The following is a 14271-nucleotide window of genomic DNA, read 5'->3' as shown; positions in this document are numbered from 1 at the left end:
GTCCTGCCGTGCCGGCTCAGTTTGGATGGGCCTCGCAGCCGCAGCTCACCCTGGCGCAGTCAGAGGCATCGTGGCCGGACTCCACCCACAGCTCGTCGGCCACCGGCTTCCAGTTGGCGGCGGCCTTTTTGCACTTGGCGCACAGCCCATCCACATCCTCGGGCGCGGCCAGGTCGGTGGAGTGGGCCCCGGCGGCGTGGACCATTTCGGCCAGCGCGCCGTTGTTGTCCAGAAGCGGGCAGGGCCGCAGATGGTTGCCGTTGAAGGGCTGGTGGTCGTGGTACTGCATGAACATAGGCCGCTGGTAGGCTTCCAGCAGCGTGGTGTCGTGGATGTTGGAGTCGGAGTAGTGGATAAAGGCGCAGGGCTCGATGTCGCCGTTGGCGTTGATGTGCAGATAATACCGGCCTCCGGCGATGCAGCCCTTGACGTATTCCCCGTCGTTCCAGAAGTCCATGGTGAACAGCGGCTTGGTGTCCCGGAACCTGCGAATCTGGTGGTACATGAACTCCCGCTGCTCGGCGGTGGCCATCAGATCGGTGGGGGCCCCGGCGCCCACCGGCATGTAGGTGAAGAACCAGGCGAACAGCGCGCCCTTGGCGATGAGGTCGTCGAAATACTCCTCGCTGCCGATGACGTCCACGTTCTTGCTGGTGTAGCAGCAGGACGCGCCGAAGGCCAGACGCCTGCTTTTGAGGATCTCCATGGCCCGTGTCACGGCCTGATAGGTGCCCTTGCCCCGGCGGAAGTCGGTTTCCTCCTCGAAGCCCTCCACGCTGATGGCCGGGATAAAGTTCTTTACCCGCAGCATGTCGTCGGCAAAGGACTCGTCGATGAGCGTGGCGTTGGTGAAGGCCAGGAACATGCAGTCCGGGTGGGCCTCGCAGAGGCGGATGATGTCATCCTTGCGGACCAGCGGTTCACCGCCGGAATAGATGTACATGAAGGTGCCCATGGCGGTGCCCTGCCGGATGATAGAGTCCAGGGTGTTGTAGTCCATGTTCAGCTTGTTGCCGTACTCCGCCGCCCAGCAGCCGGTGCAGTGGAGGTTGCAGGCGGAGGTGGGGTCCATCAGGATGGCCCAAGGCACGTTGCAGCCGTACTTCTCCTTGGTCTTGTCCTGACGCTGGCCGCCAATGGCGGTGGCGTTGAGAACGAAGTTCTCGAAAAACTTGCCGCGGACGCCGGGGTCGATCTCGGTCCAAACCTTCTTGATGAGGTCGTACCAGTTTCCCTGCTTGCTGTCCACGATCTTGCGGAAGACTGCGCGCTGACCGGCGACCTCACCCTTCTTGTCGAACCGATCCACCCAGTCCATAGCCTTCTCAATGGCGTCGTCCACGTTCTCCGTATCGTTGAGATAGTCCAGGACCCGTTTGATGGCGAAGGCCTCCACATGCTCTACGAGATTTCTGTCGCTCATATCAGACACTCCTTTTTGCAATCGAAATGGTTCTGATGTCCCATGTTTGATTTATTTTACTCCCCCCGGACCCGATTGTCCCCGGACAGATCCGGTGGGATGTGACATTTTGCGACAATCCCCCAAAATGTTACCTTTTGGGACAAAAGGAGCAGTTTGTCCCTTTTGAACGGGGGGCTTTTGCAGTATGATAAAAATGTTATCTTAGAGAATCCTATGCAGGAAACAGATTGATCATGAGGGTGGTCGCAGGTGGATCGGGACATACTCACAAGGACCATCACGGAATCCGTTGTGGACCGTTGTATCCGGGAGATCGAGGAGGACCCCAAGCGCAGCGTCCGCAAGCTGGTGGATTTGGGGCGGCAGTTGGCCAGGGGGCGCTTCCAGCGGCAGTATCTGGACCTGACCCAGAAAATGCTGGAGGATGAGGAGAGCCCCTATTATACGCTGGTCCGCAACGTGGTGCGGAAGGCGGACCACGACGCCATCAAGACCTTCGGCATCAACCTGGGCCTGGGAAGCTGGACCAACGGGGCCCGGATCATCCGGGCGCTGGAGGCGGAAGGGCAGCGGCATATCCCCTGGGGCCTGACGCTGCACCTGGATGCCTCCGCAGAGGGAGGCGTTCCGCCGCTGTACCGCGGAGTGATCGAACAGGGGAAGACCGACGGCATCTTTACCTATTTCTTGCGGGTGGACGCCCCGTCCTGCGGCCTGGGGCCCATGCTGGAGCTGGTCCGGCGGGAGTCCGCCTGTGCGTTTCTGCTTTTTGCGCCGCCGGAGGCTTTTACGCCGGAGATCACGGCGGCTGTGGCGGGCTGTCACAACTTGTCCGCCTCGGTGGATACCGAGAAGCCGGGCTGGGAGCAGGTGGCGCACCGACTGGAGGCGGCCCGGTGCCTCTACGGGGTATACCGCACCTATGAAGACGGTGAGCAGGCGCGGGAGATTACCACCGGGAACTGGCTGAAGCGGGTGACCATGGCCTGCTGTCCGGCCCTGGCCTTCTGCTTTGCGGGAGGCAGTTGCCCAGAGCCCGTCAGCCGGCGGGTGGAGGGCTATATCCGCCGGGCGCGGACGGAGCAGTACTATTCCGTATTTCTGATGGACTTTTTCTCCGACTATCTCTACGTGGACGAGATTATCTCCGGCAAGCGTTGTTTTCTGGGCCTGCGCCCGGACGGGACCCTGACCCGTTATCGGGACGGCTGCGAGGCGGACACGGAGGAGCGCTTGGACGGGCGGGCCCTGCACACGATTTGGGGCCTGGAAATCTGAACCCAAAAACGTGGAATGCGTGTCACACGCATTCCACGTTTTTTACGATTCGGATGGGGCGGGGGCGTTCTCGGCCAGCTCACTGAGGGTCTTGCGGGCGACATTGACCAGCACGTCCCGGAGCTGCTGGGAAAAAACCTCGGCGGACATGGGCTGGCTGCCGGTGAGCCAGCGGAGGATGGCTGCCATAAAGGCGTCCTCAAAAAAGGTGATGTAGAAGGCGGGGTCCTCAACCCCCTGGAAGATGTCCTCGGTGAAGGCCTTGAGGAAGGGGGAGACGGTCTCGATGAAGTAGTCCCGGAAGGAATTTTGCCCTTCGATGAGCAGGGCGCTGCGGTAGAAGTCCCTTTCCTGGTAAAAATAGGCGCAAATGGCCCCCAGAAAGACCCAGGCATTGGCGTAATCGGTCAGATGGATGGTTTCGATAAACTCCGTCTGGAAGATCCAGTTGACCAGATCGTGCTTGTCGCGGAAGTGGTAATAGAAGCTCTTGCGGTTCATGCCGCAGCGCTCACAGATATCCCCCACACTGATCTTGGCGAAGGGGCGTTCCGCCATCAGGTCTTTCATGGTCTGGGCCAGAGCCCGTTTGGTGATATTGGAATCAGACATGGAAACCACCGCCTTTCCCGGGGGCGGACGGGATGGGAGCCGCCGGCAGACCCATCGAAAAAACGATATCAAGACTTATTATAACATAAAGCGGGAAAAATCGCAAGCCTTTGGTCCTAAATGACCCGTTTGGCCTTCCAGCGGCCCCGAAGAAAGCGGATCAGGAACACCAGGGCACGGACGATCCAGTCGATAAACATGGCCACCCAGACTCCCAGGAGCCCCCAGTCCATGAACTGGGCCAGCAGATAGCTGAAGCCGATGCGGAAGATCCACATGGAGAGCATGGAGACCACCATGGTGAACTTGGCGTCTCCGGCGGCCCGCAGGGCGTTGGGGAGGGTAAAGGAAAGGGGCCAGACGGTGGCGGAAAACACGGCGCACCAGCGCAGGACCTCCGCGGCCATGACGGAGGCCGCCGCGCCGATGTGGAACAGGGCGACCAACGGTCCGGCAAAGCAGAACAGCAGAGCGCTCAGCGTGCCCATGGAGACATAGACGGCCAGCATCAGCTTTCGGGTGTAGGCGACCGCCTGACGGCTGTCGTCGGCACCCATGCACTGGCCCACCACGGTGATAAGAGATAGGGAGATGGCGGAGCCGGGCACGTTGACCACGCTGGCCACAGAGTTGGCGATGGCGTTGGCGGCGGTGGCGGCGGTGCCGAAGGAGGTGATCAGACTGAGGACCAGCAGCTTGCCGATCTGGAACATGCCGTTTTCCAGGCCATTGGGGATGCTGATGCCCAGAATGCGTTTCACGGTATCCCAGTGGAATTCGAAGTGGAGCACACCTTCAATGTGGACGGGGTGGGCCGGGTTACGGATCATGGCCATGAAGATGACGGCGGCCACCACCCGGGAGGCCAGAGTACCGATGCCTGCCCCCGCAGCCCCCATGTCGAAGCCGTAAATGAGGATCGCATTGACTGCAATATTGACCATGTTTACCAGAAGGGAGTTGAACATGGACACCTTGCTGTTGCCCATGGAGCGGAACAGCGCGGCTCCCACGTTGTAGATGGACATGAAGGGATAGGCCAGGGCGGTGAGCAGGAAATAGACCAGGGCGTTTTCCATCACGTCCGGCTCGATGTTGCCGAAGAGGAAGGCCAGAATAGACTGCCGGAAGAGCAGGGCCAGGGCCATCAGCGTGAGCGAGACGGCGGTGATGACGTACAAAAGCTGCTTAGCGGCGGAGCAGGCCCGGTCCAGATCCCTGCGGCCCAGATATTGGGACACCACCACCGCGCCGCCGGTGCCCAGGGCGGCAAAGACCTGGATCAGCAGCAGGTTGATGCTATCCACCAGGGATATACCGGAGACGGCGGCCTCTCCGGCGGTGGTGACCATGACGGTGTCGGCCATGCCGACGGTCATCAGCAAAAGCTGCTCGATGACCAGGGGGATGATGAGCCGCTTGAGCTCGCCGCCGGTGAAAAGCGGGCTGACAGGCTGTGATTCCTTGATTTCTTCCATGCCGTTCCTCGATCCTCCGCAAGATTTTTTTACAATATCTATTTATTGTACTATAGGACACGGCAATTGCAAGCAGGAACTTACACAAAAAGCGTGACCTTTTCGGCGAAAAGGTCACGCTTTTTTCCCAATGATACCGTTATCGGCCCAAGTACCGGCGGACCACCTGATTGGCTTTGAGCACCAGCTCGGTCTCGTCCATGGTGGTCAGCTCACCCTGTTGGACCACGGGGACGCCGCCCACTACGGTGTAGTCCACGCTGCCCGGAAAGCCCACGGTGCCCAGCATGGACATGGGATCGAACTGGGCGCCCACCAGTCCCAGCCGTTCCAGGTTGACGAGGAAGAAGTCGGCGGCTTTGCCGGGGGCGAGCTGGCCCAGGTCGTCCCGGCCCAGCAGCCGGGCGGAGCCACGGGTGGCCATCTTCAGCACGTCGTAGCCGGTAGGGGCGGCGGCGCTGGAGTGGAGGCGGTGGAGCAGATAGCATACCCGCATCTCCTCCAGCAGGCTGGAGCCGTCGTTGGAGGCGGCGCCGTCCACAGCCAGGCCCACCGGGACCCCCAGCTTGCGCATCTCCGGCACCCGGCATACCCCGGAGGCCAGCTTCATGTTGGAGGCGGGGCAGTGGGCCACGCCGGTACCGGTGTCGGCCAGCAGGCGCAGTTCGGCGTCGTTGAACCAGATGCCGTGGGCGTACCAGACGTCGGGGCCGGTCCAGCCCAGGGAGTGCAGATAGGCCAGGGGCCGCAGGCCGTACTTTTCCAGGGTGAACTGCTCCTCGTCCCGGGTCTCGGCCACGTGGGTGTGCAGCCGCACCCCCAGGGAACGGGCCAGATCGGCGGACTCCCGCAGCAGGTCGCCGGAGACCGAGAAGGGGGAGCAGGGGGCCAGCACCACCTGGCGCATGGAATAGGGCGCAGGGTCGTGCCACACCCGCACCAGCCGCTCGGAGTCGGCCAGAATCTCGTCGATGGTCTGAACCACCGAATCCGGGGGCAGGCCGCCGTCCTTTTGGGACAGATCCATGGACCCCCGGGAGGCCACCAGACGGATACCCAGCCGGGCGGCCGCCCGGAACTGAGCGGCGATCAGGTCGCCGCCGCTTTGGGGAAAGACATAGTGGTGGTCAAAGCAGGTGGTGCACCCAGTCTTGAGCAGCTCGCCCAGGCCGGTGAGAGAGGACCAGGTGACCACCTCCTCGTCCAGGTTTTTCCACACCTCATAGAGGGTGACCAGCCAGGGGAAGAGCTCCATGCGCTGCACCTCGGGCAGGTTGCGGGAGAAGATCTGATAGAGGTGGTGATGGGTGTTGATGAGGCCGGGGTAGACCACCATATGGGCCGCGTCGATGACCTGGTCCGCCTGGCGGAGCTGGGGGCCGATGGAGGAGATGACGCCGTCTTCTACAAAGAGATGGACCCGTTCGTAGAGGGTGTCTTGGTCGTCGCAGGAGACGATATACCGGGCATTTTTCACGAGCAGGGTGGACATGGGCGAGCCTCCTTTCCCTTTTGCTTCATCATAGCATATCCGGCGGCAAAAAGGAAGCGCCGGAGGCTTTGCCTCCGGCGCGTTCGGGAATCAGGAGATGGTGGTCACCTGATAGCCCGCGTCCTCCACGGCCTTTTTCAGGGCTGCGTCGTCGGCGCTGCCAGTGACAGTGGCGGTCTTGGCGTCCAGGTCCACCGTGGCGGTGACGCCGGGGAGGGCGTTCAGGGCCTTGGTGACGTGGGCCGCGCAGTGCTGGCACATCATACCCTCGATGGTGAGCGTCCGTTCCATAACATACACCTCCTTTTCGGTTTTTGATTGGGTTTTCGGGGAAGCGGCGGCCTTGTGCCTGGGCTGGAACAGCTTGAGCCGCAGGGCGTTGGATACCACGCTGACGGAACTGAGGCTCATGGCGGCGGCAGCGAACATGGGGTTGAGCTGCCACCCCAGCACGGGGAAAAAGACCCCGGCCGCCAGGGGGATGCCGATGGTGTTATAGAGGAAGGCCCAGAAGAGGTTCTCCTTCACGTTGCGGATGGTGGCCCTGGAGAGCTCCACCGCCGTCACCGCGTCCAGCAGGTCGCTCTTCATCAGCACGATGTCGGCGGACTCGATGGCCACATCGGTGCCTGCTCCGATGGCCAGTCCCACGTCGGACCGGGCCAGGGCAGGGGCGTCGTTGATGCCGTCGCCCACCATGGCCACCCGTTTCCCCTCCTGCTGGAGCCGGGAGACCACCTTTTCCTTGTCCTGGGGCAGCACCTCGGCAATGACCTGGGTGACGCCCAGCTCCCGGCCGATGGCCTCGGCGGTGCGCCGATTGTCGCCGGTGAGCATTACCACGTCCAGCCCCAGGTCCCGGAACCCCTGGATGGCCTGGGCGCTGGTGGGCTTCACCGTGTCGGCCACGGCGATGATGCCCAGCAGCTTGCCGTCCCCGGCAAAGTACAGCGGGGTCCTGCCGTTTTCCGCCAGGCCGTCGGCAATGAGCCGGTCGGCCCCCAATTCCACGCCGTGCTCCTCCAGCATGGCCCGGTTGCCCGCCAGATAGCGGGCCCCCTGGATCTCCGCCTGGACGCCCCGGCCGTGGACGGCCTGGAAGTCCTTCACCGGCGCCAGGGGGATGGCGCGCTCCTGCGCCTCAGCCACGATGGCCTCCGCCAGCGGGTGCTCCGAGGGTTTTTCCAGGGAGGCGGCGATGCACAGCAGCTCCTCCGTGGTGACGCCCTCGTGGGGGTAGAGGTCGGTGACCCGGGGCTTGCCCTGGGTGACGGTGCCGGTCTTGTCCAGCACCACGGTCTGCACGGTGTGCAGGGTCTCCAGCGCCTCGGCGGATTTGACGAGAATGCCGTTTTCCGCGCCCTTGCCGGTACCCACCAGGATGGCCACGGGAGTGGCCAGGCCCAGGGCGCAGGGGCAGGAGATGACCAGCACGGATACGCCTGCGGTCAGGGCCCGGGTGATGTCACCGCCGGTGGCGATGAGCCAAACCACGGCAGTGACCAGGGCGATGGCCATGACCACGGGGACGAAGACCCCGGCCACCTGGTCGGCCAGCTTGGCGATGGGGGCCTTGGAGGAGGCGGCCTCGTCCACCAGGGCGATCATCTGGGCCAGGGTGGTGTCCTCGCCCACCCGGGTGGCCCGGAAGGTGAAGGAGCCCGACTTGTTGATGGATGCGGCCGCCACCCGGTCGCCGGGGCCCTTCTCCACGGGGATGGACTCGCCGGTGAGGGCGGACTCATCCACAGAGGACGCCCCGTCCGTGACGACGCCGTCCACGGGGAGGGACTGCCCGGGGCGTACCACAATGAGATCGCCCACCACCACATCCTCCACCGGCACCTCCGTCTCGGAACCGTCCCGCACAACGGTGGCCGTTTTGGGGGCCAGGTCCATCAGACGACCGATGGCCTCGCTGGTTTTGCCCTTGGAGCGGGTCTCCAGAAATTTGCCCAGGGTGATGAGGGTGAGGATCATGCCGGCCGACTCAAAGTACAGGTCCATGGACCACCGGGCTACCCGGTCGGCGTCCCCATGGCCCAGTCCCCAGCCGATCTGGAAGAGGGCGGCCACGCCGTAGATCACGGCGGCGGCGGAGCCCACCGCAATGAGAGAGTCCATGTTCGGGGCCCCGCGGAGCAGCGCCTGAAAACCCACCCGGTAGTATTTGTCGTTGATATACAGGATGGGCAGCACCAGCAGGAACTGGATCAGGGCCACCAGCAGGGCGTTGCCCGGATCGTGGAAGAAATGAGGAAGGGGCCAGCCCATCATATGACCCATGGCGAGATAGAACAGGGGGATGAGGAACGCCAGCGAGACGGTAAAGCGGCGTTTCATGCCCGCCAGCTCGGCCTCCATGGAGGGGACCTGCCCCTGGACGGAGGCGGCGGCCTTTGTCCCGCCCGCGGCGGGGAGGGAGGCCCCGTATCCGGCGGCGTCCACCGCCGCGATGATAGCGTCGGGGGATTCCGACTGGGGGTCGTACTCCACCAGCATGGAGCCGCCCAGCAGGTTGACGTTCACCGACGAGACCCCAGGCAACTTCTCCACGGCCTTGGTCACGTGGGCCGAGCAGGCCGAGCAGGTCATGCCGGTGACGGTAAATTTTTGCTTCATAGGACACCTCGCTTAAAAACGGTACTTATTTTAACAGCTTGCCCAACATTCCAATCAATTCGTCAATTTTTTGCTCCCGTTCCGCTTCCGTGGAGGCGGTCTTGACGCAATGCTTGAGATGCGCGGCCAAAATCTCCTGGTTGGCCCGGTTGAGCATGGCCTCGGCGGCCATGACCTGGGTGGAGATGTCGATGCAGTAGCGGTCCTCCTCCACCATCTTGATGATGCCGTCCATCTGTCCCCGGGCGGTCTTTAAAAGGCGCAGGACGGTTTTCTGATCTGCCATCATAGGGATGCCCTCCCAAAGTTTAATTGGATAAGTATACCCCCCTGGGGTGGGGAGTGTTTTTATAATACCCCGGGGGGGTGTCCTTGTCAAGCCCTCTTTTCTTGACAAACTTATGTTATAGTGTATTATATAGGTAGAACACTATGGAGAGCGGTGAGAGCAGTGCAGTTTTCCGCCAGCATCCCCATTTATCTCCAGGTGATGGGGGACATGAAGCGGGACATGGCTGCCGGGGCCCTGCCGGCCGGGGGGCGGGTGGACTCGGTCCGGGCTCTGGCGGCCCGGTACGGGATCAACCTGAATACGATGCAGCGCGCCTGCGCCGAACTGGAGCGGGAGGGCCTGCTGGTCACCCGGCGGGGGATCGGCTCCTTTGTCACCGAGGACCGGGAGCGGCTGGAAGCCCTCCGGGAGGAGATGGCCCGGGGTCTGGCCCAGGCTTATCTGGAGGGTATGGCGGGCCTGGGCTTTGGCAGGGCGGAGGCGGAGGCCAGACTGAAACGGGAGGGAGAGGAATGAGCCGAATACTGGAGGTGAGCGGCCTTTCCAAGCACATGGGCGGCAGCATGGCGCTGGATGGGTGCTCGTTTAGCCTGGAGAGTGGCCGTATCGTGGGCCTGCTGGGCCCCAACGGGGCGGGGAAGTCCACGCTGCTGAAGACCTTGGCGGGGGTGCTGCGGCCCGACCAGGGGACCGTCACCCTGCGGGGAGAGCCGGTGACACGGCGGCTGCGGCCCCGCATCGCCTACATGGCGGACCACAGCCTGCTGCCCGGGGAGATGAAGGTCGAAACGGCGGTAAAGTGGTACCGGGACCTGTTCCCGGGGGCGAGCGAGCCGCGCCTGCGCCAGGTTGCGGGGGGCCTGCCCTGGGACCGGAAGGTAAGTGAGCTGTCCAAGGGGCAGGCGGAGCGGCTGGACCTGGGGATGCTGCTGGCCCGGGAGGCCGACGTCTATCTGCTGGACGAGCCCCTGGGGGGCGTGGACCCGGTGGAACGGGCCCGCATTCTGAATGAGGTCATGGCGTTTCTGGAAGAGGACCGGACGGTCCTGATGGCCACCCATCTGGTCCACGATATTGAGCCCATTCTGGACGACGTGCTGTTCCTGCGGGGTGGACGGGTGATTCTCCACGAGGCCGCCGAGGAGATCCGGGCGCGGTATGGCCGGTCGGTGGAGGAGCATTATATGGCGGTGTTTGGAGGAGGGACGACATGAGAGCGCTCTGGAAATGCTGCAAATGGGAATTTCTGCAGTCGGAGTTGGCAGGCCCTGGCGGTATTCTTGTTTTGATTTTCGGGCTGGCCTATGGCTGGAACGCAGCGCGAAGCTGGAACGGGAATGGAGTCCCTGTGATTCTGAGTGCGCTTTTGGTTTTCTGTACGGTCCTGGCAGTCTGTCGGGCGATGCAGTGGCCCTACAGCGGGGCCTTTGCACTGGAGCGGACCAGCGGCCGGGCGGCCTGGCAGTCCATCGGGGGCCGGGTTCTGTGCTGGGCCCTGGTGCTGGCCGCGGCGGCGGGAATCCAGCAGGTCTTCTTCCGGAGGTGCATGGAGCAGATCGCCACAATTTGGCCCAAGCTGTTTGCCGACGGGGCGGACCGGGTGACGCGCCTGGCGCACTGGATCGGATGGAGGGGGGTCCTCTCGATCTGGGTGATGAGCCTGGGGGTTTATATACTGGCCCTCACCATAGCGCTGACCGCCAAAAGCGGCGTCAACCGGCACCGGGCGAGCCTGGCGCGGGCAGTCGGCAATGCGGCTGCCGTGACTGGGATGGGCTGGTGCATCTGGTGGATATTCCCCCTACCGCTGCCCCTGGTGGGCGCGGGAGCGGTGCTGATCGGCCTGCCCCTGAGTGGCTGGCTGCTGGAGAAAAAGGCGGAATGACAGAAAAAATCCGCGCCCAGCCGGGCGCGGATTTTCTATGCTCAGGCCCGCTCGTCCACGGTGTCGGTGTCCCGGAACAGCAGGGAGATGCACCAGAGCGCGGCCAGGCCCACCAGGGTGTAGATCACACGGCTGATGGCGCTGCTGGAGCCACCGAACAGGAAGGCGACCAGGTCAAAGCCGAAGATGCCGATGCTGCCCCAATTCAGGCCGCCGATGATGGCCAGAATCAGAGCGATCTTATCCATGATCATGGAAAAAACCTCCTCATTTTGGGTATCCGGTGATAGGATAACCGAAATGAGAAGGCTTTATACAAGACACGATCCAGCGGGAATCACAGCAGGGCCTTGGGGCCAAAGCCGTGGGCAAGCAGCTCCCGCAGGGACAGCTTCACGAAGTCGCCGCCCTCCTTGGCGATGAGGACCTCCAGGTCGGGAGCGAACTCAAAGAGCACCTGGCGGCAGGAGCCGCAGGGCCAGCAGTAGTCGGCGGAATGTCCGGCGATGGCGATGCGGATAAAATCATCCCGGTGGCCCTCGCTGACCGCCTTCACCACAGCGGTGCGCTCGGCGCAGATGGTGTCGCCGAAAGCTGCGTTCTCCACGTTGCAGCCGGTGAACACACTGCCGTCAGCGCACTCCAGCGCGGCGCCCACGGGGAATTTGGAATAGGGCACATAGGAGTAGTCCAGCATTTTGATGGCCTGATCCACCAGCTCACGGTCGGTCATGGAAAAACGCCTCCTTCACTGAATATGCACGTGGTTGTTGATGTGGTCCATGCAGTAGCAGTAGTAGCCGCTGCACTTGGAGCAGTAGCGGAACTCCATGTTGGGGTCGTCGGCGTCGGTGATGCCGCAGACGGCGCATTTATGGAGATAGCCCTTGTCCTTTTTGGCCTCCTTCGTCGCTTTTTTAAAGTTGATGGTCTGGCGGGAGGTGCGGTGCCTTACCCGGCCAAAGATACGGGCGGCGTCGGAGGAGAAGAAGAGCAGGAAGTTGAGGATGGCCACGACGGGCAGCACCACGCCCACCCAGTTCAGATGGAACAAGCTGGAGAGGATGCTCCAAGCGAAGAAGGCGGCGTCGATCCAGGCCAGCCACTTCACCTTCACGGGAATGATAAAGAAGAGCAGCACCTGTAGGTCCGGGTAAAGGGCGGCAAAGGCGAAGAAGAGGGACATGTTGATATAGTACATGCTCACCACGGGCCAGGGGTAGTTCAGCCCATAGAGGAAGGAGAGCACCAGGCCCACCGCGATGTTGACCAGCACGCCGATGCCGTAAAATACGGTGAAGCGGGCGGAGCCCCACTCCCGCTCCAGGGCATTGCCGATGAAGTAGTAAAAATAGAGGGAGATAGCCACGAAGAGCAAATTGCTGCCCTCCGGGACGAAGATAAAGGTCACCAGCCGCCAGATCTGCCCATGGAAGATATAGTAGGGCACGAAGGTCAGCATATGGGAGAAGGAATAACGGCTGAACATGTCCAGCACGAAGACGATCACATTGCCGATGACGATGTAGAGCATCAGGTTGGGGACGGCCAGATTGCGGTGCTTGGCGCAGAACCGGTCGAGCCAGGAATCGAAGGAGCGCAAGGACAGGACCTCCTCATGTTTCGTGTATGACATATTCTACCCGTATTCCGCGGGGAAGTCTATAAGAATTTGTAAACTTTGCAGGATATCTCTTTACGACACTTTTGCAAATATGGTAAAATACATTCCAGTCCGTTGCCTTGACATCGGGGATGCCTGCGGCTATAATGAAGAGCACAACAGAATAACCTTATCGAGAGTGGCGGAGGGAACGGCCCGATGAAGCCCGGCAACCTGTGGTGTTCCGCAAGGTGCCAAATCCGGCGGCAGTGTTCGAAAGATGAGGATGAAGTTCGTGCGCTCCGTTGGACCATGGAGCGCATTTTTTGTGCCCATCGTCCGGCGGCCGGGCGGACTTCCCGACAAGAGAAAGGAATGGAACAACACTATGAGTCATCGCGTATTTACCTCTGAGTCCGTTACCGAGGGGCATCCCGACAAGGTATGCGACCAGATTTCCGACGCCGTTCTGGACGATATCCTGGCCAGCGATCCCACCGCCCATGTGGCCTGTGAGACCTTCACCACCACCGGCATGATCGTGGTCATGGGCGAGATCACCACCTCCCACTACACCGACATCCCCGCCATTGCCCGGAAGACCGTGCAGCGCATCGGCTACACCGACCCGGCCTACGGCTTCGATTACCGCTCCTGCGCCGTTATGACCGCCATCGACGAGCAGTCCCCCGACATCGCCATGGGCGTCAACCAGTCCTATGAGGTACAGCAGGGCGGCGACTCCGACCCCCTGGACCTGGTGGGGGCCGGCGACCAGGGTATGATGTTCGGCTATGCCTGCGACGAGACCGCCGAGCTGATGCCCGCGCCCATCTCCATGGCCCACCAGCTCTGCCGCCGCCTGACCGAGGCGCGCAAGAGCGGCGAGCTCACCTGGCTGCGCCCCGACGGCAAGAGCCAGGTCACCGTGGAGTATGACGCCGACGGCAGCGTGCTGCGCTGCCCCGCCATCGTGGTCTCCACCCAGCACGACCCGGACATTGCCCTCAAGGACCTGCGGGAGGCAGTCACCGAGACCATCATCCGGCCCGTCATCCCCGCCCGTTTTATCGACAAGGAGACCAAGATCTACGTCAACCCCACCGGCCGCTTCGTGGTGGGCGGCCCGGTGGGCGACACCGGCCTCACCGGCCGGAAGATCATCGTGGACACCTACGGCGGCTCCGCCAGCCACGGCGGCGGCTGCTTCTCCGGCAAGGACCCCACTAAGGTGGACCGCTCGGCCGCCTATATGGCCCGGTACGCGGCCAAGAACCTGGTGGCTGCCGGACTGGCCCGGAAGTGCCAGATCGAGCTGGCCTACGCCATCGGCGTGGCTCATCCGGTGTCCGTGCTGGTGGACACCTTCGGCACCGGACGGCTGGAGGACGAGGCGCTGGCGCAGATCGTGGACAAGCACTTCGACCTGCGCCCCGCGGCCATCATCCGGGACCTGGATCTGCGCCGTCCCATCTATGAGCAGACCGCCGCTTACGGCCACTTCGGCCGCACGGACATCGACCTGCCCTGGGAGCGGACCGACCGGGCGGAGACGCTGAAGCAGTATCTGAAGTAAGGATCGG

General features: G+C 62.6%; 14 protein-coding genes and 1 riboswitch. Of the genes, 5 read left to right on the top strand and 9 right to left on the bottom strand.

Going from position 1 to position 14271, the window contains the following annotated elements:
- Positions 1-16 precede the first annotated feature (16 nt).
- On the bottom strand, positions 17-1423 hold the full coding sequence (locus BN2154_RS09995; RefSeq protein WP_050618647.1) for a radical SAM/SPASM domain-containing protein: 1407 nt from the start codon (positions 1421-1423) through the stop codon (positions 17-19).
- Between the two features lie 252 nt (positions 1424-1675).
- Here BN2154_RS09995 and BN2154_RS09990 point away from each other — a divergent pair, with 252 nt between their 5' ends.
- Entirely contained in the window at positions 1676-2704 is a 1029-nt protein-coding gene (locus tag BN2154_RS09990) for a hypothetical protein (RefSeq protein ID WP_050618646.1), read from the top strand.
- A gap of 42 nt (positions 2705-2746) precedes the next feature.
- Here BN2154_RS09990 and BN2154_RS09985 read toward each other — a convergent pair whose 3' ends face one another.
- From BN2154_RS09985 to BN2154_RS09965, 5 genes are all read right to left on the bottom strand, one after another.
- Complete coding sequence (locus BN2154_RS09985; protein WP_050618645.1) at positions 2747-3316, bottom strand: TetR/AcrR family transcriptional regulator C-terminal domain-containing protein; 570 nt, start codon at positions 3314-3316, stop codon at positions 2747-2749.
- Between the two features lie 116 nt (positions 3317-3432).
- The gene (locus tag BN2154_RS09980) at positions 3433-4794 is read right to left on the bottom strand and encodes an MATE family efflux transporter (protein WP_050618644.1); all 1362 of its coding nucleotides are present in this window, start codon (positions 4792-4794) and stop codon (positions 3433-3435) included.
- Positions 4795-4933: 139 nt separating this feature from the next.
- Positions 4934-6286 carry an 8-oxoguanine deaminase gene (locus tag BN2154_RS09975; protein WP_050618643.1) on the bottom strand — a complete coding sequence of 451 codons (1353 nt, stop codon included), beginning with the start codon at positions 6284-6286 and terminating at the stop codon, positions 4934-4936.
- A gap of 90 nt (positions 6287-6376) precedes the next feature.
- Positions 6377-8908: a heavy metal translocating P-type ATPase gene (locus BN2154_RS09970; RefSeq protein WP_050618642.1), complete on the bottom strand. Its 2532-nt coding sequence runs from the start codon at positions 8906-8908 to the stop codon at positions 6377-6379.
- A 25-nt stretch (positions 8909-8933) separates the two neighbouring features.
- On the bottom strand, positions 8934-9197 hold the full coding sequence (locus BN2154_RS09965; protein ID WP_050618641.1) for a metal-sensing transcriptional repressor: 264 nt from the start codon (positions 9195-9197) through the stop codon (positions 8934-8936).
- Between the two features lie 153 nt (positions 9198-9350).
- Between BN2154_RS09965 and BN2154_RS09960 the strand changes: the two genes are divergently transcribed.
- From BN2154_RS09960 to BN2154_RS09950, 3 genes are read left to right on the top strand one after another with little or no spacing between them, the layout of a single operon-like run.
- The gene (locus tag BN2154_RS09960; RefSeq protein ID WP_242853737.1) at positions 9351-9716 is read left to right on the top strand and encodes a GntR family transcriptional regulator; all 366 of its coding nucleotides are present in this window, start codon (positions 9351-9353) and stop codon (positions 9714-9716) included.
- Positions 9713-10414, top strand: a complete 702-nt coding sequence (locus BN2154_RS09955) for an ABC transporter ATP-binding protein (protein ID WP_050618640.1) — start codon at positions 9713-9715, stop codon at positions 10412-10414. Before BN2154_RS09960 ends, BN2154_RS09955 begins: the two co-directional genes overlap by 4 nt.
- Entirely contained in the window at positions 10411-11085 is a 675-nt protein-coding gene (locus tag BN2154_RS09950) for a hypothetical protein (protein WP_050618639.1), read from the top strand. Before BN2154_RS09955 ends, BN2154_RS09950 begins: the two co-directional genes overlap by 4 nt.
- A 41-nt stretch (positions 11086-11126) precedes the next feature.
- On the opposite strand, the gene BN2154_RS09945 is transcribed toward BN2154_RS09950, so the two are convergent.
- From BN2154_RS09945 to BN2154_RS09935, 3 genes are all read right to left on the bottom strand, one after another.
- Positions 11127-11339, bottom strand: coding sequence for a DUF378 domain-containing protein (locus tag BN2154_RS09945; protein ID WP_050618638.1), 213 nt, complete (start codon positions 11337-11339; stop codon positions 11127-11129).
- A gap of 83 nt (positions 11340-11422) precedes the next feature.
- Positions 11423-11818 carry a cytidine deaminase gene (gene cdd, locus BN2154_RS09940; RefSeq protein ID WP_050618637.1) on the bottom strand — a complete coding sequence of 132 codons (396 nt, stop codon included), beginning with the start codon at positions 11816-11818 and terminating at the stop codon, positions 11423-11425.
- 15 nt (positions 11819-11833) lie between these two features.
- Entirely contained in the window at positions 11834-12688 is an 855-nt protein-coding gene (locus BN2154_RS09935; protein ID WP_368013990.1) for a rhomboid family intramembrane serine protease, read from the bottom strand.
- 187 nt (positions 12689-12875) lie between these two features.
- Positions 12876-12975: riboswitch (SAM riboswitch) on the top strand.
- A 101-nt stretch (positions 12976-13076) separates the two neighbouring features.
- On the opposite strand from BN2154_RS09935, the gene metK reads away from it, so the two are divergent.
- Positions 13077-14264 carry a methionine adenosyltransferase gene (gene metK / locus BN2154_RS09930; protein WP_050618636.1) on the top strand — a complete coding sequence of 396 codons (1188 nt, stop codon included), beginning with the start codon at positions 13077-13079 and terminating at the stop codon, positions 14262-14264.
- The last annotated feature ends 7 nt before the right edge of the window (positions 14265-14271 follow it).

It is taken from the genome of Intestinimonas massiliensis (ex Afouda et al. 2020) (assembly GCF_001244995.1).
In the GTDB taxonomy this organism is placed as follows: domain Bacteria; phylum Bacillota; class Clostridia; order Oscillospirales; family Oscillospiraceae; genus Intestinimonas; species Intestinimonas massiliensis.
Note: the sequence above shows the minus strand (reverse complement) of the source record. Positions and strands in the feature narration are given on the sequence as shown.